This is a genomic window from Rhizobium sp. SRI_017, assembly GCF_057586295.1.
Window position 1 is genome coordinate 447,929 of the sequence record NZ_JBYCZP010000001.1, and the last position, 20,479, is coordinate 468,407.

Annotated in this window: 18 protein-coding genes; 9 read left to right on the plus strand and 9 right to left on the minus strand. The window is 62.3% G+C overall.

Annotated elements, in window-relative coordinates; translation table 11 throughout:
* Positions 1-75 precede the first annotated feature (75 nt).
* Entirely contained in the window at positions 76-942 is an 867-nt protein-coding gene (locus tag AC2YI2_RS02210; protein WP_487384783.1) for a calcium-binding protein, read from the plus strand.
* 72 nt (positions 943-1,014) lie between these two features.
* Here AC2YI2_RS02210 and AC2YI2_RS02215 read toward each other — a convergent pair whose 3' ends face one another.
* From AC2YI2_RS02215 to AC2YI2_RS02235, 5 genes are read right to left on the minus strand one after another with little or no spacing between them, the layout of a single operon-like run.
* Positions 1,015-1,803 carry a heme ABC transporter ATP-binding protein gene (locus AC2YI2_RS02215; protein ID WP_487384784.1) on the minus strand — a complete coding sequence of 263 codons (789 nt, stop codon included), beginning with the start codon at positions 1,801-1,803 and terminating at the stop codon, positions 1,015-1,017.
* The gene (locus AC2YI2_RS02220) at positions 1,800-2,909 is read right to left on the minus strand and encodes a FecCD family ABC transporter permease (protein ID WP_487384785.1); all 1,110 of its coding nucleotides are present in this window, start codon (positions 2,907-2,909) and stop codon (positions 1,800-1,802) included. Before AC2YI2_RS02220 ends, AC2YI2_RS02215 begins: the two co-directional genes overlap by 4 nt.
* Positions 2,910-2,912: 3 nt before the next feature.
* Complete coding sequence (locus AC2YI2_RS02225) at positions 2,913-3,785, minus strand: heme/hemin ABC transporter substrate-binding protein (RefSeq protein ID WP_487384786.1); 873 nt, start codon at positions 3,783-3,785, stop codon at positions 2,913-2,915.
* A gap of 10 nt (positions 3,786-3,795) precedes the next feature.
* Positions 3,796-4,851 carry a hemin-degrading factor gene (locus AC2YI2_RS02230; RefSeq protein ID WP_487384787.1) on the minus strand — a complete coding sequence of 352 codons (1,056 nt, stop codon included), beginning with the start codon at positions 4,849-4,851 and terminating at the stop codon, positions 3,796-3,798.
* A gap of 50 nt (positions 4,852-4,901) precedes the next feature.
* Complete coding sequence (locus tag AC2YI2_RS02235; protein ID WP_487384788.1) at positions 4,902-5,087, minus strand: hemin uptake protein HemP; 186 nt, start codon at positions 5,085-5,087, stop codon at positions 4,902-4,904.
* A gap of 176 nt (positions 5,088-5,263) precedes the next feature.
* On the opposite strand from AC2YI2_RS02235, the gene AC2YI2_RS02240 reads away from it, so the two are divergent.
* The 7 genes from AC2YI2_RS02240 to AC2YI2_RS02270 all read left to right on the plus strand — a co-directional run bounded on the left by AC2YI2_RS02240 (position 5,264) and on the right by AC2YI2_RS02270 (position 13,694).
* Positions 5,264-6,628, plus strand: coding sequence for an energy transducer TonB family protein (locus AC2YI2_RS02240; RefSeq protein ID WP_487384789.1), 1,365 nt, complete (start codon positions 5,264-5,266; stop codon positions 6,626-6,628).
* A gap of 156 nt (positions 6,629-6,784) precedes the next feature.
* A complete protein-coding gene (locus AC2YI2_RS02245; RefSeq protein WP_487384790.1) occupies positions 6,785-7,036 on the plus strand; it encodes an acyl carrier protein in 252 nt (83 codons plus the stop codon).
* On the plus strand, positions 7,036-8,217 hold the full coding sequence (locus AC2YI2_RS02250) for an acyl-CoA dehydrogenase family protein (RefSeq protein WP_487384791.1): 1,182 nt from the start codon (positions 7,036-7,038) through the stop codon (positions 8,215-8,217). The genes AC2YI2_RS02245 and AC2YI2_RS02250 overlap by 1 nt, the downstream gene beginning before the upstream one ends.
* A 5-nt stretch (positions 8,218-8,222) precedes the next feature.
* Positions 8,223-9,131 carry an amino acid--[acyl-carrier-protein] ligase gene (locus tag AC2YI2_RS02255; protein ID WP_487384792.1) on the plus strand — a complete coding sequence of 303 codons (909 nt, stop codon included), beginning with the start codon at positions 8,223-8,225 and terminating at the stop codon, positions 9,129-9,131.
* A gap of 4 nt (positions 9,132-9,135) precedes the next feature.
* Positions 9,136-10,101 carry a DUF1839 family protein gene (locus AC2YI2_RS02260; protein ID WP_487384793.1) on the plus strand — a complete coding sequence of 322 codons (966 nt, stop codon included), beginning with the start codon at positions 9,136-9,138 and terminating at the stop codon, positions 10,099-10,101.
* 64 nt (positions 10,102-10,165) lie between these two features.
* Entirely contained in the window at positions 10,166-12,628 is a 2,463-nt protein-coding gene (locus tag AC2YI2_RS02265) for a glycoside hydrolase family 2 protein (RefSeq protein ID WP_487384794.1), read from the plus strand.
* Positions 12,629-12,635: 7 nt separating this feature from the next.
* A complete protein-coding gene (locus tag AC2YI2_RS02270) occupies positions 12,636-13,694 on the plus strand; it encodes a glycoside hydrolase family 5 protein (RefSeq protein ID WP_487384795.1) in 1,059 nt (352 codons plus the stop codon).
* Here AC2YI2_RS02270 and AC2YI2_RS02275 read toward each other — a convergent pair.
* Both AC2YI2_RS02275 and AC2YI2_RS02280 read right to left on the minus strand, forming a co-directional pair.
* On the minus strand, positions 13,622-14,938 hold the full coding sequence (locus AC2YI2_RS02275; protein ID WP_487384796.1) for a UDP-phosphate alpha N-acetylglucosaminyltransferase: 1,317 nt from the start codon (positions 14,936-14,938) through the stop codon (positions 13,622-13,624). The two genes, AC2YI2_RS02270 and AC2YI2_RS02275, sit on opposite strands and share 73 nt — an antisense overlap.
* Before the next feature lie 10 nt (positions 14,939-14,948).
* Complete coding sequence (locus AC2YI2_RS02280; protein ID WP_487384797.1) at positions 14,949-16,949, minus strand: GumC family protein; 2,001 nt, start codon at positions 16,947-16,949, stop codon at positions 14,949-14,951.
* A 259-nt stretch (positions 16,950-17,208) separates the two neighbouring features.
* On the opposite strand from AC2YI2_RS02280, the gene AC2YI2_RS02285 reads away from it, so the two are divergent.
* Entirely contained in the window at positions 17,209-18,372 is a 1,164-nt protein-coding gene (locus AC2YI2_RS02285) for a glycosyltransferase family 4 protein (protein ID WP_487385276.1), read from the plus strand.
* Here AC2YI2_RS02285 and AC2YI2_RS02290 read toward each other — a convergent pair.
* The gene (locus tag AC2YI2_RS02290) at positions 18,369-19,367 is read right to left on the minus strand and encodes a glycosyltransferase (protein WP_487384798.1); all 999 of its coding nucleotides are present in this window, start codon (positions 19,365-19,367) and stop codon (positions 18,369-18,371) included. The two genes, AC2YI2_RS02285 and AC2YI2_RS02290, sit on opposite strands and share 4 nt — an antisense overlap.
* Before the next feature lie 113 nt (positions 19,368-19,480).
* The gene (locus AC2YI2_RS02295; RefSeq protein ID WP_487384799.1) at positions 19,481-20,404 is read right to left on the minus strand and encodes a glycosyltransferase family 2 protein; all 924 of its coding nucleotides are present in this window, start codon (positions 20,402-20,404) and stop codon (positions 19,481-19,483) included.
* Positions 20,405-20,479: the final 75 nt, after the last annotated feature.

Genomic DNA, 20,479 nt, shown 5'->3' on the forward strand with positions numbered 1-20,479 from the left:
CCTCTTTTAACTTGACTCGATTCGTCAGCTTTAATAGTTGACTTCCGCGCTCATATTTCAGGAAGGGGCCGACCCATGGCAATCAACATCAATCTCTCCGACGCCAACAATGACGGCAAGGGTATCGACTTCGCGAGCTATCTGAAGAACTTCGACAAGAAGTTCGAGGCGAGCGACTTCGGCGGCTTCGTCAACGAGGATTACGACGACGGCGGCACTCCAGCCGACATGCAGGACGACGTCTATCGTGGCGATGACTATGTGAGTTGGGATGGCAAGACCAACGGCCAGAGCGTCATCCTCGAAGGCGGCCAGGACGGCTGGAAATATGTCTTCGATGGCCATGTGATGGGCGGCGACCTCACCGCGATCACCTTCGGCACCGGCACGAAGGAAAGCGATTCGAACCCGGAATATACCAACAACGGCGAGCTTCGCATTTCCTTCGACGAGATGGAAATCGCCGACTACTCCAAGAGCTGGATCTCCGACCTCACCGACGACGAGATCAAGAACAACACGACCAGCCTGATGAAATTCCTGAACTCGGATTCGATCGAGTTCACCGGCTCCACCGGCAAGGACAAGTTCACCGGCTTCAACAAGGCCGATACGCTGCATGGCGAAGGCGGTGCCGACACGCTCGGTGGCGGCAAGGGCAACGACACCATCTTCGGTGACGCGGGCAACGACAAGCTTTCGGGCGGCAAGGGAATCGACACCTTCGTCTTCGAAGCCGGCGACGGCAACGACACGATCAGCGACTTCGGCAATGGTGCCGATCTGATCAACTTCTCCGGCCAGTTCGCGGATTTCGACGCCGTCCTCGACGCGGCAACCGACGGCAAGAAGGGCGCCACCATCGCCTATGACGGCGGCAGCGTCACGCTGACAGGCTGGGAAGTCGCCGACCTCCAGGAAGGACACTTCCTCTTCGCGTGATCCGTATTAACTGACCAGAAGGGGCCTCGCAGCGATGCGCGGCCCTTTTCGTTCGTGCAATCGGTGGGGATATCAGGCCGCGAGTGGCGTCAGGACGCGGATGAGGCCGGTTTCCGGCTCGCGGCTGACGGAGAGCCGGCAGCCGTAGACCGCTTCCAGCGCGCTTTCCGTGAACACCTCGTCCGGCGCGCCGGCGGCGTGAAGACGGCCACCCCTCAGCATCACGACATGATCGGCAAACATGGCGGTCAGGTTGAGATCGTGCATGACGGCGATGACGCCGCCCCCGCGGGCGACGAAGTCGCGCGCCAGCCGCATGATGGCGAGCTGATGCTTGATGTCGAGGCTGGCAACCGGTTCGTCGAGGAAAAGCCAGTGCGGCTGGCCATTCCGGACCGCATCCGGAATCTGGCAGAGCACGCGGGCCATATGCAGCCGTGCCTGCTCGCCGCCGGACAGATGGGTCGCGACGCGGGATTCGAAACCCTTGAGATCGACGGCGTCGAGCGCCTTGCCCATCACGCGCGCTGCTTCCGCCGCATCATGCGTGTCGCCCGCGACGATGCCCATTTCGAGCACTTCGCGGACCAGGAAGGGAAAGCCGAGGCTGATCGTTTGGGCCAGTACGGCGCGGGACAGCGCCAGCTGCTTGGCGCTCAGCGACCGCAAATCCTGGCCATTGAAGCGGATCTTGCCATCGAATTTCCGCTCGCCCGAGATCGCCTTCATGGTCGTGGTTTTACCCGAGCCGTTTGGACCGATGATGGCGGTGAGCTTGCCCGGCATCGCCTGAAAGCTCAGTTCGTTGACAACGGGGCGGCCTGAGAGCGCGACGGAAAGATTTTTGACATCGATCGTCATGCCATTCTCCCCGAGCGGTCCTTGAGCAGGATCCAGAGGAAGAAGGGCGCACCGATGAGCGCGGTGAGGATGCCGATCGGCAATTCGGCCGGCGCGACGATCACCCTTGTGACCATGTCGGCGGCGAGCAGCAGGCAACCGCCGAGCAGCGCCGAAGCCGGCAGCAGGAAACGGTGATCGGGGCCGGCGGCGATCCGGATCAGATGCGGCACGATCATGCCGATAAAGCCGATACCGCCCGAGAGCGCGACCGACACGCCGGTGGCCGCCGCTACCATGAGGATCGCCGCGCGCTTGAAGCGCTCGACCGGCACGCCCATGTGGAAGGCCGCCGCTTCGCCGAGCGTGAAGGCATTGAGGCCACGGGCGAGGAACGGCAAGGTCAGCAGCGACGGCAGGATGACCGCGGCCGCGATGGCTGCCTTCTGCCAGGTCGAGCCGGCAAGCGAGCCGAGGCTCCAGAAGGTGATGTCGCGGATCTGGGTGTCGTTGGCCATGTAGATCAAGAGGCCGGTGCCGGCCATGCCGAGCGCGGAGATGGCGATGCCCGCGACCAGCATGGTAGCGATCTGCGTCTCGCCCTCCCGGCGTCCGAGGCGATAGAGAATATAGGTGACGATGAGAGCACCGACGAAGGCCATGATGGGAAGCGTGAAGATGCCGAATACAGCCGTGAGCGGGGCAAGCAAGGTGCCGCCGAGAACGATCGTGGACACGGCGCCCAGGCTGGCGCCGGAGGTGACCCCGAGGACGCCCGGATCGGCCAGGGGATTGCGGAACAGGCCCTGCATCGTCGCCCCGCAGGCCGCGAGGGCAGCGCCGACTAGAAAGCCGAGAGCCGCACGCGGCATGCGCACTTCGAGGATGACGATGCGGTCACGCAATACATCAGCCGGATTGTCCGTTCCACCCAGAAGGAGGTTCTTGAGCAGCCCGGTCACTGAGGCCGCGCTGGCGCCCGTCATGATCGACACGAGCAGCATGAGGATGGTGAGGATGACCAGCGCCGGCAGGCCATAAGCCAGTGCCAATGAACCACGGTCGCGGCCGGCCCGACCTTCGCTTGACGCCAGTTCGTCGAGGCCGGCTTCCACGTTCAGTGCCATGTCTCAGCCGCCGTAGAGCGTCGTGTAGACCTTGCGGACGGCATTGGCGGTGCGGGGGCCGAAGAGAAGCGCGCTTCCGCCGAGACGGATTACCTTCTTCGCCTGGCCGGCCGGCGTCAAGGCCACGGCGGGATTGGCGAGAATGTCCGCCTCGGACACCGTCTGGGCGCCGGTGTCCATGAGGAGGATGACATCCGGCTTGGCATTGATCACGGCTTCGTCGTTGAGCGGCTTGTAGCCGTGGAAATCCGACGTCGCGTTGATGCCGCCGCCGAGCGCGATGATGCCGTGGGCGGCGGTGTGCTCGCCGGCCGCCATGATCTTGCCGTTCTGCACGGTCATCACGAAGAGCACGCGCTTGCGCTTGGCTTCCTCGATCTTGCCAGCATCGGCGACGGCAGCGTCAACATCCGCCCCAACCTTGGCAGCCAGTTCGTCCGCCTTGGCGTCGGCGCCGAGCGCCTTGCCCACGGCCTTGATCTTGGCGACCAGCGCGTCGCGATCATAGCCTTCCGGAATGGTGACCAGCGGCACCGATGCCTTGCTCAGGACGTCGACGGTCTCCTTGGGGCCACTGCCCTGGATCATCAGGATGGCGGAGGGATTGACCGACAGCACGCCTTCCGGCGAGAGCGCCCGCATGTAGCCGACGCTTGGCAGCTTGTTGACTTCATCCGGATAGAAGCTGGTGATGTCGCGCGCGACGACCTTGTCGCCGTAGCCCAAAGCAAAGACGATTTCGGTGACGGCGCCGCCGACCGTCACCAGGCGCGACGTGTCGACGGGCTTGATCTCTTCGGCCAGCGCCGGCCCGCTCACAGCCAAGAGGGCCGCGAACGCGATAAGCGCGCAACGACGGATTCCGGATTGAGACATCATTCTATCCTCAGGCGGCTTCGGCCGCATTGGTAGTGGGAAGGCCCTCGACCAGCGCGCGCCATTCCGCCATCTCGACATTGCCTTCCTTGCGCTTGCCGAAGAACTGAATGATCATCTCGCCATTCTTGTCATAGGCCTCGACGGAGGTGACATGGCCGTCCTTGGTCGGCTTGCGCACGGCCCAGGCTTCTGCGATGCGATCGGCGCGCAGGTGGAGGTGGAAGGTCGGATCCATGATGTTGAGCCAAGGGCCCATCGGCGCCACATTGTGGACCGGGCCGGTATGGATCTGGACGATGCCGCGATTGGCGACGAAGCACATCAGGTTCACCTGGCTTTCGACCGCCTTGCCGAAGAATGCCTCAACGGCGCCGTCGGACAGCTTCCAGGCGTAATCCTCGCCGACATTCTGGACGGCCGCGCGGCGGTCGATATCGAGCTTCTTCAGCATGCCGAAGAATTCATGCGTGTCGGTCATCTTCGACCAGTGATCGCGGAGTTCGGCGACGTCGAAACCTTCCGTCCGGCCCGAAGCGAGCTTGGTAAAGGGCTGCGCGACAAAGTCCTGGCTCTGGTCCCGGAGCTTATGGTCGGCGACAAAGGCCTCATAGGCCTCGACATTCGATTCCGAGCGAAGATGAACCTTGTGGATCGCCTCGCCCGACTTGTCGAAATATTGCAGCGAGCGGCGGATGGTCTCGCCATCGGTCTTGGTGACGGCGAAGGCATGCGCCCAGACCCAGTTGAAGATGCGCAGATCGATATTCTCACCCAGCGTCAGCGAGGTCTTCTCGCCGATCTGGATCGCCTCATAGACGCCGATCTTCTCGTGCACGGCGCTTTCGTTGCGGCTGAGCGCCATCACGGTGCCGAAGTCCGGAGCGCGGGCCAGCAGCTTGTTCGGATCGGCCTCGATGCGGGTCACGGTCAGGCCGACTTCGGCGGCGACCAGTGCCGCTTCGGAAATGCCCAGATTGGCAGCAATGTCGCGCTCGCGCATCTTGGCATTCTCCGCACGATAGGCGCGGATTTCCGCTGGCGTCGGCATCGTCTTCTCGGTCATGTCTTCTCGTCCCTTAATCTTCCCTGGGGTGTCCGCCTGGGTGCCTGAAATTACTTGTTGAGGATAAGTTTGCCCTGTTTGGTGATCTTCATCCGGTAATCGGCGCCGGCGTGGCAGATCACGATCTCGCGCTTGCCAGCAAACAATGTGCCGGTGTCATATTCCGGAAGTGCGTCCTGGCTCGGACGCTGCGCATCGGCTGCGCCGGTGTCCTTTTTCTCCGCCTCGACCATCATTGCATGTCTCCACGCTGCACCGCGAGGGCCTCGCAATGCCAATTCATTTCTTGACTTCGATACTCATCTTTATTTAAGGACGCAATAGCTGACTAACATCGTCAAGTTAAATTCTTCAAGGAGTGTGCCGTGATCCCGACGACGACGAACGGGACAGGGAAGGGTTGACACCCGACATGGCGTCTCCCGGTCCCCAGATCGTCTCGATCAACGAATTGCGGTTTCGGCCCGCCAATTCGAACGATCGTGCACGTGCGGGCTTGGAGCATGCATTCAAGGATGTACCACCATGTTCCTTTGCCAAGGATGACGGCATATCGCCCTATATGGGGGCTGACGCCGGCATTGGCGGATATCCGGATAACCCGGCTGGCCACGAGCCGACCCATGATGACGTGCCCGACGTGGCACAGGACGGCGGTGCGCCCACGCTATCGCTCGGCCAGAAATTGCTGCGCTCGGGCTTTGGATTATCCGTCTTCCTTCATGCCGCCGCGGCCATCTCCATCGGCTATGCGACGATCAAGCTGCCGAATGACGATGCGCTGCTCGAAGGCGAGACCGTCATCGCAGTCGAATTCTTCAGCGAGACCGATTCCGAGGTAACCACGCGGGTCAAGCAGGAAGAACGGGACGGCAAGGAAGAGGCCGTCGAGACGTCGAAAGAAGAACCGAAGAAGGAAGTCGTCGAGCCGGTGAAGCCGATCGAAGAGCCCAAACCGGTCGAGCAGGCTAAGCTTGCGGAACCTGTGGAAAAGCCTGTCGAGAAGCCAATTGAAAAGCCGATCGAGCAGCCCGTGGCCACAGATCAGCCGGAAGTGCTGTCGACGACGGAGCCATCGAGCTTCCAGATCGAAGCGGCCGCTCAGCAGATCCTCCGAGAGACAGAAATCAAACCGCTGCCCGGCAATCCGCCACCGATCCTGATCACGCCGGTGGAAGAGAAGACGCCGGAGCCTGAAAAGAAGCTCGCCCAGCCGCTCAAGCATCCCGTCTCCAAGCCGCGCGTCGTGCAGAAAGTTGCCGAGGTCAAGCCTGTCGACAAGCCGGTGGAAAAACCTGCCGTCCAGCAAGAACAGCCGAAACCCGTCGTCAAGAAGGAAAAACCAAAACAGGTCGAGAAGAAGGAACGGAAGAAAACCAAGGCACGCGAGGGCAACGCCGAAACCGACTCCAACAAGGGCAGCAGCAAGGCCGACAAGAAGGCCGGCGACAGCCAGGACGCTTCGCAGGGCAATTCCAAAAAGAAGATCAAGGGTAACGCCTCGACCTCGAACTACAAGGGTCTCGTGCAGCGCAAGCTGGAGCGGGCGAAGAAGCGCGTGCGCGTCGCCGCCAAGGGTACCGTCATCGTCAGCTTCACCATTTCCGCCAATGGCAACGTCGTTAACCTGAGAGTAAGGAAGAGTTCCGGCAAGCCGGCGATCGACCAGGGTGCGCTTGATATTGTCCGCCGCGCCAGCCCCTTCCCGGCCCTTCCGCCAGAGACCGGCCTCAAGTCCTACCCCGTCTCGGTTCCGATGACGTTCAAGGGCAATTGAGACCACCGCAAATGCCTGATTTCGTTCGGATTTGAGCGATCATAAAGAGGCAATCTTAACCACCTCGTTTAGCCAAACCTTATCCAGTTACCGCTATGGTCTGTGCCAATCCGGCATGAACGCACGGAAAACAATCCTTATGGAAAGGAAACGGGGATGAACGAGACCATTCGCGAACTGCTCAAGAAGCATGCCGGCCTGCAGGCCGATGTTGCTGGCCTAGACGGCGGCGCCGACCTCTATGCTGCTGGCCTCTCTTCCTTTGCGTCCGTTCAGCTGATGCTGGCGATCGAGGAGCATTTCGACATCGAATTCCCCGATAGCCTGTTGAACCGAAAGTCCTTCCAGAGCATCGACGCGATCGCGCGCACCGTCACGTCCATCACGGAAGACAGGAAGGTCGCCTGATGAACATCCCCGTCAATCTGGCTGTCGGCAGCCTGACGGACCGTGCCGCACGCGTGGCGACGGTCGCGAAAGTCTATGCCGATGAGGTCGACCGCGTCGGCCGCTTCCCGCAAGAGGCCGTGGACGCCATGAAGGCGGAGCGGCTGCTTTCCATCCAGGTGCCGACCGAGCTCGGCGGCGAAGGCGCCCGCACCGGCGAACTCGCCGAACTCTGCTCGATCATCGGCCAGGCCTGCGCTTCCTCGGCCATGGTCTTCGCCATGCATCACATCAAGCTTTCGAGCCTGGTGGAGCACGGCATCGACACCGAATGGCATCGCGGCTTCATGCGGCGCGTCGTGTCCGAACAGCTGCTGTTCGGTTCTGCCACGACCGAGGCAGGCATTGGCGGCAATCTCCGTAACTCGATCTGCGCGATCGAGGTCGAGGACGGCATCTGCCGCCTGACCAAGGACGCTACAGTGATTTCCTACGGGCAGAATGCAGACGCGATCCTGATCACGTCGCGTGCCCATAAGGACGCGGCCCCGAGCGACCAGGTGATGACCGCCTTCACACGCGATCAGTATTCTCTCGTCAAGACGCAGGACTGGGACACGCTCGGCATGCGTGGCACCTGCTCCGAGGGCTTCCTGTTCACCGGCGAGGCGCCGGCGGCGCAAATCTTCCCCAAGCCCTTCGCCGAGATTGCGGCACAGTCGATGCTCGCCAACAGCCACATCCTGTGGAGCGGCGTCTGGTACGGCATCGCGGTGGACGCGGTAAGCCGTGCGCAGGCCTTCGTTCGCGCCGCAGCGCGCAAGTCGCCAGGCACGGTTCCGCCGGGTGCGATCCGTCTCGCCGAGGTCTCGAACCTGCTGCAGATGATGAAATCCAATGTCGTCGCGGCTGTGAAGGCCTATGAAGACGCCAAGCATGATGAAGAGAAGCTCTCCTCGGTCGCCTTCGCCGTGGCGATGAACAACGTCAAGATCGCTTCCTCCGAGACGATCCTCACCATCATCAACCATGCCATGCTGATCTGCGGCATCATGGGCTACAAGAACGGCACGCCGTTCAGCCTCGGTCGGCACCTGCGCGATGCGCATTCGGCCCAGCTCATGATCTCCAACGACCGCATTCTCGGCAACACATCAACCATGCTCCTGATCCACAAACAGGACACGAGCCTTCTGGGGTAGTCATCATGGATATGCAGGTTTCCCTTCTCGACCGGCTCTTCGATGCCGGGCTGCTGATCGAGACTGGCGTCGACGGACTCTATGGTCGTTCGGGCCAGTTCGAGGACGTGATCGCAGCTTTCGAGCGGCTGATCGACAAGGTTGGCGGCGCCGATGGTGCCGAAGCCATCCGCTTCCCGCCCGGCATGGCGATGAGCTTTTTCGAGAAAAGCGGTTACATGAAGAGCTTCCCGCAGCTCGCCGGTACCGTTCACTCCTTCTGCGGCAACGACCATGACCATATCGGCCTCCTGCAATGCATGGAGGAAGGCAAGGACTGGACGAAGGAGCAGAAGGCGACCGACATCGCGCTGACGCCTGCAGCCTGCTATCCGCTCTATCCGACCGTTGCCAAGCGCGGCCCGATTGCCATGACCGGCGGCCTCTTCGACCTGCAATCCTACTGCTTCCGCCACGAGCCCTCGAAGGAGCCAACGCGCCAGCAGATGTTCCGCATGCGTGAATATGTCTGCATGGGCACCGAAGCCCATGTCACCGATTTCCGCCAGACATGGATGGATCGCGGCACCAAGATGCTTGCCGATCTCGGCCTGCCGGTCGAGCTTGACATCGCCAACGACCCGTTCTTCGGCCGCGCCGGCCGCCTGCTGGCCAACAACCAGCGCGACCAGAACCTGAAGTTCGAGCTGCTGATCCCGGTGAATTCGACCGCCAATCCGACCGCCTGCATGAGCTTCAACTACCATCAGGACGCGTTCGGCACCAAATGGGGCCTCAACCTCGCCGATGGCAGTGTCGCGCACACGGCTTGCGTTGGCTTCGGCCTCGAGCGCATCGCGCTGGCACTCTTCGCCCATCACGGTCTCGACGTTAAGGTTTGGCCCGAATATGTCCGCAAGGCTCTCTGGGGCTGAGCATATGACCGCAGTCTTTCCTGCCCTCCGGCCCGACGGCTACCGGCCGCATGCGCTGCATTCGAGCGAGCGCATCTGGCCGGAGACCAATTGCTATGTCGATCTCTGGATCGAGGTGCTCAACGCCATGGGCCTGCCGCCCGAGGCGATGCTGGGCTTCACGCTGACCCAGGATTTCGAGGGTGACCAGTTCACTTTCTTCAAGGTGCCGTTGGAGGACCTCGAAAGCCTCTACGGCATCCGCGTGACGGAGCTCGCGATCTTCGACCGGGTCGAGGATCATATCGCCCAGCAGATCGATCGCGGCCGGCTCTGCCTGGTCGAGATGGATTCGTTCTTCATGCCCGACACCCAGGGCGTGGCCTACAAGACCGAGCATGGCAAGACGACCGTGGCGATCAATCGCCTGTCCGAGAAGGACAGGGAGATCGATTACTTCCACAATGGCGGCTATTACCGGTTGGCCGGCGACGATTTCGACGGCCTGTTCGGGCGGCTCTATCCTGAGGGCTCGGCGCCCTTCCTGCCCTATACGGAATTCGCCAAGCTTCCGGAACAGGTGCCGAGCGCTGCATCCATGAGGGAAGAGGCGCGGTTGCTGCTCAGCCGACATCTTCGCCGCATGCCGATGGCCAACCCGGTTGCGGCCTTCGCCAAGGTGCTGCCGGAACAGGTGAGCATGGTGGCGGACCGGCCGTTCGGTTTCTTCCACAAATATGCCTTCAACACCCTCCGCCAGCTCGGCGCCAATTTCGAACTGCTCGCGACACATCTCGACTGGATGGGTGCGAGCGAGTTCAGCGATGCAATCGCCGCTTCGCTTAGGATCGCCGAGACAGCCAAGAGTGTTCAGTTCCAGCTCGCCCGCGCCGTGACCCGGCGGAAGTTCGACACGCTCGCCCAAGGGCTTGATCCCGCAGTCGAAGCATGGGACCAACTCAGTGGCGTGATGCGTAAAGCCAACAACTGATTCAGGTCAGACTAGACCAATGAACGCAGCCCCTTCGGGGGCTTCGTCATGAGGGCGCAAGGCAATGGCAATCTTCCGAGGTCTCGGCAACAGGGGCGACCGGCCGCTCAACAGCGGCTGGCAGATGGTCGTGTCGGATGCCGGCCAGTTTGGCTCGCCTGTCGATATTCCGGCCGTGCAGAAGCGTATTGCGGCTCCCGTTCCAGGCACCGTGGCGCAGGCGCTGGAGGCAGCAGGGCGGTTTGACCGTACCGCCCCGATGCCGCTTGAGACACGGGACTTCTGGTATCTCCTCGACCTTGGCGGCGAAGCGCCCGGCCCTGCCCGACTGATCTTCGAGGGCCTAGCGACCATCGCAGAGGTCTATCTCAACGGACATCGCGTCCTCGACAGCCGAAGCCAGTTTGTGACGCATGATGTGCCGGTAACGCTCGCTGGCAATGACACGCTCGCCATTGCCTTCCGGGCGCTGGCGCCGCATCTCAAGGCGGCCGGTCCGCGCGCCAAATGGCGGCCGCAGATGATCACGCCGCCGGGCATGCGGATGGTGCGCGCGACCCTGCTCGGCCACATGCCGGGCTGGTGTCCCGAAATTCATGCCGTAGGCCCTTGGCGGCCGGTGCATCTGCTGCGCGACGGCGGCGTAGAGCTCGATGATATCAGGATCAGTGCCTCGCTCTCGCCCGAGGGCGATGGGTTGCTCGATCTCTCCTTCCGCTTCTCGGGCCGGGCGACGGATCTCCGCATTCTCTGCGGTGAGGCCATGACGCCTGTTACCCTGTCGGCGGAAGACAGGCTGAGCGCCTCGATGACTATTGGGGCCGTCACGCCGTGGTGGCCGCATACGCATGGCACGCCGAAGCTCTATCCGCTGTCGCTTGTCGTCGATGGTCGCCAATTGCCGCTCGGCCGGGTCGGTTTCCGAAATATCGCGCTCGACCGCGGTCCCGATGGCCGCGGCTTCGGCATCGCAATCAACGGAGTACCGGTCTTCTGCCGAGGTGCCGTCTGGACCACGGCTGATATCGTCAACTTGCCGGGCGGGCGGAATGGCTATGAGCATTGGCTCAGGCTGGCGCGCGACGCCGGCATGAACATGATCCGCATCGGCGGGACCATGGCCTACGAGTCGCGCGACTTCTTCGATCTCTGCGACGAACTCGGCATCATGGTCTGGCAGGACTTCATGTTCGCCAATTTCGATTATCCCGCCGCCGACGCGGATTTCGCCGCGCTGGTTCGGCGTGAGGCGGAGGATTTGCTTGGCGCGATGCAGGGATCGCCCTCGCTCACCGTCCTCTGCGGCGGCTCGGAAATCTATCAGCAGGCGGCGATGATGGGCCTGCCGGCCCGCGCCTGGACTGGTCCGGTGACGGAGGAAATCCTGCCTTCGATCTACGAGGCGCTGCGGCCGGATGTCATCTATGTGCCCAACACGCCGTTCGGCGGCGCAATGCCGTTTTCGCCGAATGAGGGGATCACCCACTATTATGGCGTCGGCGCCTATTGCCGGCCGCTCGAGGATGCACGCCGGGCGGAAGTGCGTTTCTCGGCCGAAAGCCTCGCTTTTGCGCAGGTGCCGGAGCAGGTTACGCTCGACGCCCATCTCGCCGTGCCACCGGTGCACCATCCGGACTGGAAGGCGCGCGTGCCGCGCGACCGCGGTGCGTCGTGGGATTTCGAGGATGTCAGGGACCACTATCTGCAGGGTCTCTACGGCGTCGACCCGGCGCGCCTGCGGCGAGAGGATCCTGCGCGCTATCTAGATTTCTCTCGCGCCGTCACAGCCGAAGTCACGGAAGCCACCTATGCCGAATGGCGCCGACCCGGCTCGACCTGTGCCGGCGCACTTGTCTGGACCCTGCAGGACCTGCTGCCCGGCCCCGGCTGGGGCGTGATCGACTCGACCGGATTGCCGAAACCGGTCTGGTATGGCCTGCGTCGCGCCTTCCGGCCGGTGCAGTTGGTCTTCTCCGACGAAGGCACGAACGGGCTCTATGTCCATGCGATCAACGAGACGTCGGAAGCGCTTTCGTTGACGATCGAGATTGTGGCACTCCGTGAAGGAAGCCAGCCTATCGTTTCCGGGAAGAAGGACGTGGTGCTCCAGCCGCGGGGCGAAATCAGCCTCGCCGCGACCGAGTTGTTCGGCGCCTTTTTCGATACGACCTATGCCTTCCGCTTCGGTCCGCCGGCGCATGATGTCACAGTGGGCCGGTTGATGATCGGCAATGACGAGATCGCATCGGCGTTCCACTTTCCCCGCGGACGGGCGGCGGCGATGCATGCCGCGACGATGGTTGCAGAAATCGGCGAAGATGCGGAGGGCGCCTTCATCATGCTGTCGACGGATCGACTGGCACAATCCGTCAGCATCGCGGCCCCGGGCTATCTGCCCGACGATAACTGGTTCCATCTCGCGCCCAGCCAGCAGAAACTTGTCCGTCTTCATCCATTTGGCGAAAAGCCGGATCGGATCGAGGGCGAGATCCGGCAGCTGGGGTCATCCAGCGTGATTCATCTGTGAGGAAATCATGAAGCGAAGAGTCCTCGCTGCCTTCACGGCTTTTACGATCGCTTCCATGACGGCGCAGCCTGTCCTGTCGGCTACGACTGCATGCTTCCGCGGCATCAACATTTCGGGTGCCGAATTCGGTGCGCTGGGTGGCAAGGTCGACAAGGACTACGTCTGGCCATCGATCAACACGCTCGATTATTTCGCCGGCAAAGGATTCAACACGATACGGCTGCCGTTCCGCTGGGAGCGGCTGCAGCCGAAGCTGATGGGTCCGCTGGATGACGCCGAACTTTCCCGTCTCATGGAAACTGTCGAACTGATCCGCGCTCGCGGCATGAAGACGATCCTCGATCCGCACAACTATGCCCGCTACAATGAGCTGGTCGTGGGATCGGACGCCGTGCCGAAGGAAGCGCTTGCCGACTTCTGGGCGCGCCTTGCCAAACTCTATGCCAATGACGACCAGGTTGTGCTCGGGCTGATGAACGAGCCGAACACGATGCCGGTCGCGCAATGGGTGGATGCGGCCAATGCAGCGACGGACGCGATCCGCAACAAGGCTGGCGCGAAGAACCTGATCCTCGTGCCCGGTACCGCCTGGAGCGGTGCGCATAGCTGGCTGAAGCCGGTTGACGGCGAGCCGAATGGGGTCGCACTCAAGAATTTCCACGATCCCGGCAACAACTTCGCTTTCGAGGTCCATCAATATTTCGACGACGACTTTTCAGGCACAAAGGGCAATTGTTCGCGTGCCGCGGATGCGGTCGCGGCCGTCGACGCCTTTACCGACTGGCTGAAGTCGAACGGCTATCGCGGCATGCTGGGGGAATTCGGCGCGCCCAAGGACAAATCCTGCGTCGCGGCGATCCAGGGCATGGTCGATGTCGTCGAGCGCAACAAGGATGTCTGGACCGGCTGGACCTATTGGGTAGCGGGCGACTGGTGGTCACCGGACGAGCCGCTCAACATCCAGCCGACCAAGGACGGCGATCGTCCACAGCTTCAGGGGCTGATGCCGGCGCTGCGTGACTTGTCGGCCGAGGGCAGCCGTTGCGAGTCGCTCGACGGCGGCTGAGGCGCGGGCGCCAGCATGTCCCAGAGCGACCGGCTACGCGGCAGGTTCGCGGCGGCAGCGGTTCCTGTGATGAACCACATCAACGCCGCCGTCTTGATCGAGAAGAACGAGTTCGAGATTACCATGATGAGCACTATGTAGAGGATCATCATCGAATGAAGGTTCCAGGCGCGGGCTGAACGGAGCGGCTGGAAGACGAAGAGCGCCCAGAGTGCGGCAAAGCCGATGAGGCCGAATTTGGTCAAGGTGTAGGCCATGCCGGAATCGGCGGTGAAGCCGGTCGTGGCCTCGACTCCGAGCACCACGCCGACTGGCAGTTTGCTGATTATGGCGGCGGTGGCCTCGATGCGGCCCGAGAAGCTGTTGTCCCCTCCTTGCGTGCCGGTGGCGAGACCATAGGCGCCGATCACCGCCAGGAAGAAGATCGGCATTACCAGCCAGACCGTACGCGGAATGATACGGAAAAACGGCGACAGCACGGCCATGAGAATGCAGGTGAAGAGGCCGAAGCGGGCATCGGCGAAGATCGTCATGGTGATCGCCGCCGGGAACAGAAACCAGAGCCCGGCCCATCCGCGCCGGAACATCGCCCAGGCGAAGATGATCGCTCCGAAATTTCCCATCGAAACCGGCTCGAGAAACACCGAGGACACGCGGTGTTGCCCGAGGAACGCGAAGATGGAACGCGGCTCCGGACGGTTGCCGGAGATGAACAGGCCCTTCGTCACGCCATAGCTGTCCGCGAGGGTCACGGTGCCACGCGAGATGTAGTAACCCAGCACGTTGAACCAATCGAGATAGACGGGGAGGAAGAAATACTCGAAGCACGCGAAGATCAGCACGATGACGACGGACCAGATAACCAGCCGGTCGGCGAGCTGGATGTCGCGCAGGCGCGAACCCATCGCAAAGAAGACCACGGGAATGAAGATGTCGCGCAGAGCCTTGATGTCGTTCTGGCCGCGCAGCGTGAACAAGAAGAGCATGTAGGTCGTGAAGATTCCGAGAACGAGATAGAGGCCCGCCCGTCGATCGGCGGCCACCAGGAAGGCGGCGCCGATGATCGCGAGTTCCATCATCATCACATGGCTGTCCCGGACGGCCATGACCCGAGTGTTGACGAAGCAGAGGAGGAAATTGAAGACCAGCCCGCCCATGACGCTCGATATCGCGCAAAAGCGAAGCAATCCGGAGACGAAGGTCTCGTCGGTTCCTTGGAGGCGTTCGACGCTGGCGACGGCCATGACCGTCTCCTCAGGCCGCTGTGCCAAGCTTGATCGTGCCCAGCATCCGGTCGCGCCACGGCGAGAGCGAGTCCACGAGTTCGCCGAGATGGCCTTCGTCGCCCTCGCGGGCGAACAGCAGGATGCCGCTGGCACGCTCCAGCAGTTCGGCAAGATGGTGTCGAGCCTCCTCGCCGTTGGCGTCGATGATGATGAAGTCGGCCTTTCGGCGCTGGCCGGCAAAATTGGAGAAAGTAGGCGCAGCACCCCGCACCCTCCGCGCGGCAGCGCGCGAAAGCCGGTTGAATTTCAACTTGTCGCCGAGTGGCGCTTCGGCCGCGCTGGCATCGCGCCCGCCCTCGCCGCCCGAGAACAGCACCTCCTTGTCGAGCCGGTTCAAGGCTCCGGCGACATCAGGCAGCAGGTAGCCGCCGGTATTGTCATTGTCGGGCGAGATGAAGACGATCATCGACGGGGTATCATTGACAGAATGCCGCAGCAGCGTGTCGACGGTGCGGGAGACGCCGATCTGGGTCTTGCGCGCGACATCGCCGTTCTCGACAAACTTGCGGCCGGAGAGCGAGAAGCGACGCTGGCTCGCCTGGGCGGCCGGAATATGCGCAATGACGGGCAGTTCGCGTGGCTGAGGCTGCGGGACCGGCGCCGCCTCGACGGTTTCATTCGTTGCCGATGCCGGGTCGGTCGCCGCAGTCCTGCCCTGCCCCCACATCATCCGGGCGATGATTTCGCGCAGCACCGCAAGGCCGCTGCCGAGCGCCACGCCGAACATCGCGCCCGCCGCGATGATGATGATCTTCATCATGAAGGACGAGCCGCCGCCGGGCACGGCCTTGGAGATGATGCGGGAATTGTTGATGTTGACGGTGTCGCGTTGACCGAGTTCGCTCGCCCGGGTCAGCAGCGTCTTGTAGAGCGCACGTAGTGCCTCGACCTGGCTCTGCAGCTGGCGTGCCTTGATGCCGGCCTCGCTCGTATCGTGGCTCGATGCAGTGAGCGAGTCGAGCCGGCGCTGAAGCGCCTCGGCATTGGCGTCTGCGCGCTCCATCGCACCCTTCATGGACTGGCGGATGCGGGCGAGTTCGTCCTCCATTTCCTGCCTGAGGCCGGCGGCCTGAGAGCGGGCCGACTGCATCTGCGGATGGCTGGAGCCGAGCGTGGCGGCAAGCTGGTCGGCCCGAGCCATCAGATCGGCATAGCGGCCGCGCATCGCGCTGACGGATGTCGAGGCGAGCGCCTCGGGAATCCCACCTCCCTCGATCGAGCCGACCGTGAGGCCCTTGACCTGGTTATAGTTGGCGCGTTTTAGCTCGAGATCCGCGCGGGCTGCAATGAGCTGGCGGTTGACGCCCTCGACCTGCTGGTCGATCACGAGGTTCTGCTGCGGACCCGTGGAAACGAGATTGTTCGCCTCCTTGAATTTTTCGAGCTCCTCCTCCGCCCGGCGGACCTTGTCTGCCAGGTCACGCGCCTGGAGTTCGAAGGCGCCACTCGCTCGCGTCGAGGCATCGGAGCGCGCCTCGTGCAGGCGCTTGAGGTAGACTTCGGCAATGGTGTTGGCGATCTTCGCCGCCATCGTCATATCGCGATGCTTGACCGTCAGCGTCAGCACAAAGGATTGTCCGCCGCGCACAATGGTCATGTTCTTCTGAAGCGCGGCCACCACGGCGACGGTTGCCAGTTCCTTGTCCGCCACGCCGGTTGGGTTAAGATAGCGATCGGATGCGAGGTTGAGCGTCTTGACGACAGGATTGAGTACTTCGCGCGACTGGACGATGAAGATCTGGCTTTCGAGCGTCGACGAGTCCTGATTGCCGACCGCAACGGTCGTCGGATCGGCGGGCCGGGCGGAAAGACCCTGTGGATCGATGAGAATATCCGTCGTCGCGGTGAAGGTCGGCTTGCGCAGAACGACGAAGCCCGCCGCGAGGCCCATGCAGACGAGCGCGGTGATGACGACATAGAGCCAGCGCCTCAGCAAGATGCCTGGCAGTTGGAAGATATCGATGCCCATGACCAGCCTTCCGGTCCCGCCGGGAAGTCCGGCAGGCGAAGAGAGACCCCAAAGCATTTCGCAATGCGAAGAAGTTACCCCAATCTTTCAAACTATGGTTAACGACCGGTAACCATCGCACCCCGATTGCAGCTAAAATGAAGAGAAATCATTTACCATCCCGCGGGAAACCAGCGCCCAGCGGGCGCGAGTTAACTGCGGAATGAGGGCTTCGTCGCTAGATGCTTGAGGAAACAGGTTCGAAGTGACGGGCACACCCATGAAGCCGATCGATCACGCGATGCTCGCCGAAGGCGCGGTGCCCTTGAACGCGCCCCTTATCGTCCATGTCGTGCGCCAGTTCCTGCCCAATCGCGGCGGGCTCGAGGACGTCGTCTATAATCTGGCGCGTCATTCGCTGCAGGCCGGCTATCGCGTGCGTGTGGTCACGCTGAATTCGCTCTTTTCCGATCGCGAACGGCTGCTGCCCGAACGGGAGACGATCGACGGGATCGAGGTCGTTCGTATCTCCTGGCGCGGATCGACGCGCTATCCCGTTGCGCCGTCCGTTTTGCTGCATATCCGCGACGCAGACCTTGTTCACGTCCATGCGATAGATTTCTTCTTCGATTTCCTGGCGTTGACGCGGCCGATCCACGGCCGAAGGATGATTGCCACCACCCATGGCGGCTTCTTCCACACCCAGCGTTTCGCGTCGATCAAGAAGATCTGGTTTCAGACGCTCACCCGCTTTTCGGCGTCGCGCTTCCGGGCCGTGGTCGGCTGCAGCCAGTCCGACCTCGACACATTCGCGAAGATCGCGCCTCGCCGGACTGTCATGATCGAGAATGGCACCGATACCGAGAAATTCGCCGGCGCATCCTCGCCCGGGCCGCGCAAGCGGATCGTCACGATCGGCCGCTTCTCGGTCAACAAGCGGCTCGAACGCCTGGTCGATACGCTGGGAGAGCTGTCCAAGCGCGATCCCGCCTGGCATCTCGACATCATCGGCGTGCCGTCGGACTTAAGCGTGGCGGATCTTGAAATGATCATCGCCGATCGTGGCCTGTCGGGTAACGCCATGTTGCGCATCGGGCTCGATAACGCCGCGATCGGCAAACTGCTCGGCCGCGCCTCGATCTTCGCCTCCGCGTCGGAATATGAGGGCTTCGGCCTGGTCGCAATCGAGGCGATGAGTGCCGGACTGGTGCCGGTGCTCGAGCGCAACACGGCTTATCGGAACCTGGCAAGCCGTCATTCCGATATCCGCCTCACCGATTTCGCACATTCCGAAAGGGCCGCGTCAGCGATCGAGGCGGCATATGCGACCCTTTCAGCGGATGACAGGCTCCGCGACAGGCTGATGGAAACTTCCTCGGACTATTCCTGGGCCGGCGCGGCTGAACGCTATCTGGCGCTCTATCGAGAGGCGCTGGCGCGCTAGGCGTTGCGATAGAGTGCGAGGTGGCGGCGGGCGATTTCGCGCCAGTCGCGGGCCAGCATTTCCTGTTCCAGCAATTCCGCAGCCTTGTGTCGCTGGCGTGAACCGTCAAGCAAGCCTGTTATCGCACCAGCCGCGTCGCTGGCTGATGCAACGGGATGGGTCACTGCCCTCAGCCAACCGGGCGTCGTCGCGGAGTGCGTGGTAAGCACGGTCACACCGTGATCGAGGGCCGCGAGCGCCGAGCCGCGCTTATCCGAGACGCCGTCCGGGAAAGGCATGAGCGCGAGACTCGCGGCATTGAGTTCCGCCGAGACCTCGTCAGCCGGCAGGCTCAGGCGCTTGACGATCCCGTGCTGCTCGACCGAACTCAGCACCAGGGACTGGAAATCTGGGTCGCTATCCGTCATTGCGCCGACCATGCGGATCTCGATCGGGTTGCCTGCAGCGCGCAGCAGGCCTGCCGTCTCGAGAAAGAGTTCGACACCCTTGTTGCGCGAGATCTGTCCGAAATAGACGAGCCGCTCCGGGCCGGGCATGCGGCCACCGATGCGGGTGATGTTGTTGCCGATCGGAATGACTTCGAGCCGCGAGCCGGACCAGGGGTACCAGCGCTGGAAAATGTCGCGTTCCGTGCCGTTCGAGAAGACGATCTTGCGGGCGAAGAGACTATGAGACGCGAAGAGCGCCTTGCGTGGGAAGCTGAACACGCGGAATTCATGCAGCGTCGCGAAAAGCCGCGGCAGCAGAAAAGGCAGCGCGGCAGGCGACAGCGAATTGCCCATGGTCAGCGACGGATATTGCAGATGGAAGACCGCATCCGGATCGCCTCCATGCCGGTTGCGAAGGGCGCGCGCCGCATCGAGCGACCAGGTGGAAGGCTCCTCCATCACGACTTCGACGCCGAGCTGCTTGAGCGCGTCCGCGAGCCGATAACTGTAGTCGGCGACGCCGCACATCGAATCTCCGGGCGATGTGACGATGAGGACGACTTTCAAGGCGGCCTAGCTCCGTTAGGGTATCCTTCGGAATACGGTGACCAGCTTAAGATCGGGTAAAATATCGCTGGCGAAACGCGGGCGGTCGCGCCTCTACGATGAATGGTGTTCCGCTAGGATTTGCCCAGCAACCGCTCCGCTGCCTTGCGCCAGATGCTTGGCTCTGTGAGCATCAGCTTGATCATTTCAACATGGTCGCCCTTGGCCTTGGCACGGTGGAAGCCACCGATCGCGCGGTTGGCGCGGAGATGGGCGAGACGTAGATCGAACGCCCGCTGCTCCTCGTCGCTGAACCGCGACTCGAACTCAACGCGGAATTGTTCGAGCGCGTTGGTGAGGGGGCGCGTGTCGGCCGAACTCCGCGAATGCGGCGAAGCGCTGCGACTCGCAGCGCCCACGGGCGTCGTATAGATGTAGAGGGGTTCGTTCACATAGTAGGCCCGACCACCCTCGACCATGATCCTGAGGTTCAGCAGGAGATCTTCGCCCGCCCGTACGTCCTCACGATAGCTGATGCGGTGACGGCGGAGAAAGTCCGTGCGAATGACCGGCTGGAGGTAACCGAAATCATGGCGATCAGGCAGCGACGGCAGCAGGAAATCCGTGAGCGTGAGGAACTTGTCGGAGAGGTCGGTGTAGACCGGTCCCGTCTCCCTGGCCGCGCCAGCGTCGTAGCTCATCAGATTGTCGGCGATGAAGTCTGCTTCATGATCATGCTTCAGCAGTCGCTGCAGACGGTTCTCGCGCCAGAGGTCATCCGAATCGAGCAAGGCTGTCCATGCTCCGCGCGCCAGTTTGAATCCAGCATTGCGCGCAGCAGACGGTCCGCCATTGGCGGGCATCTCGAAAAGCCGTACGCGTTCTTCGCCAGCGAAAGTCGCGCGCACCATGTCGGGTGTACCATCTGACGAACCATCGTCGACGACGATCACCTCAACCGGCACATCGACCTGCTCAAGGGCACTGTTAATCGCACTGGCAGCGCAGTCCTTCGTGTTGAAACACGGAACCACGACGGAAACTAACGGCTCTATCATCGGCTGTCCCAAGATCACTCCATCCTCTCTTAAGGAATTATTTCTTTCTATTTCGTATAGCGGAGTATCTCAAAC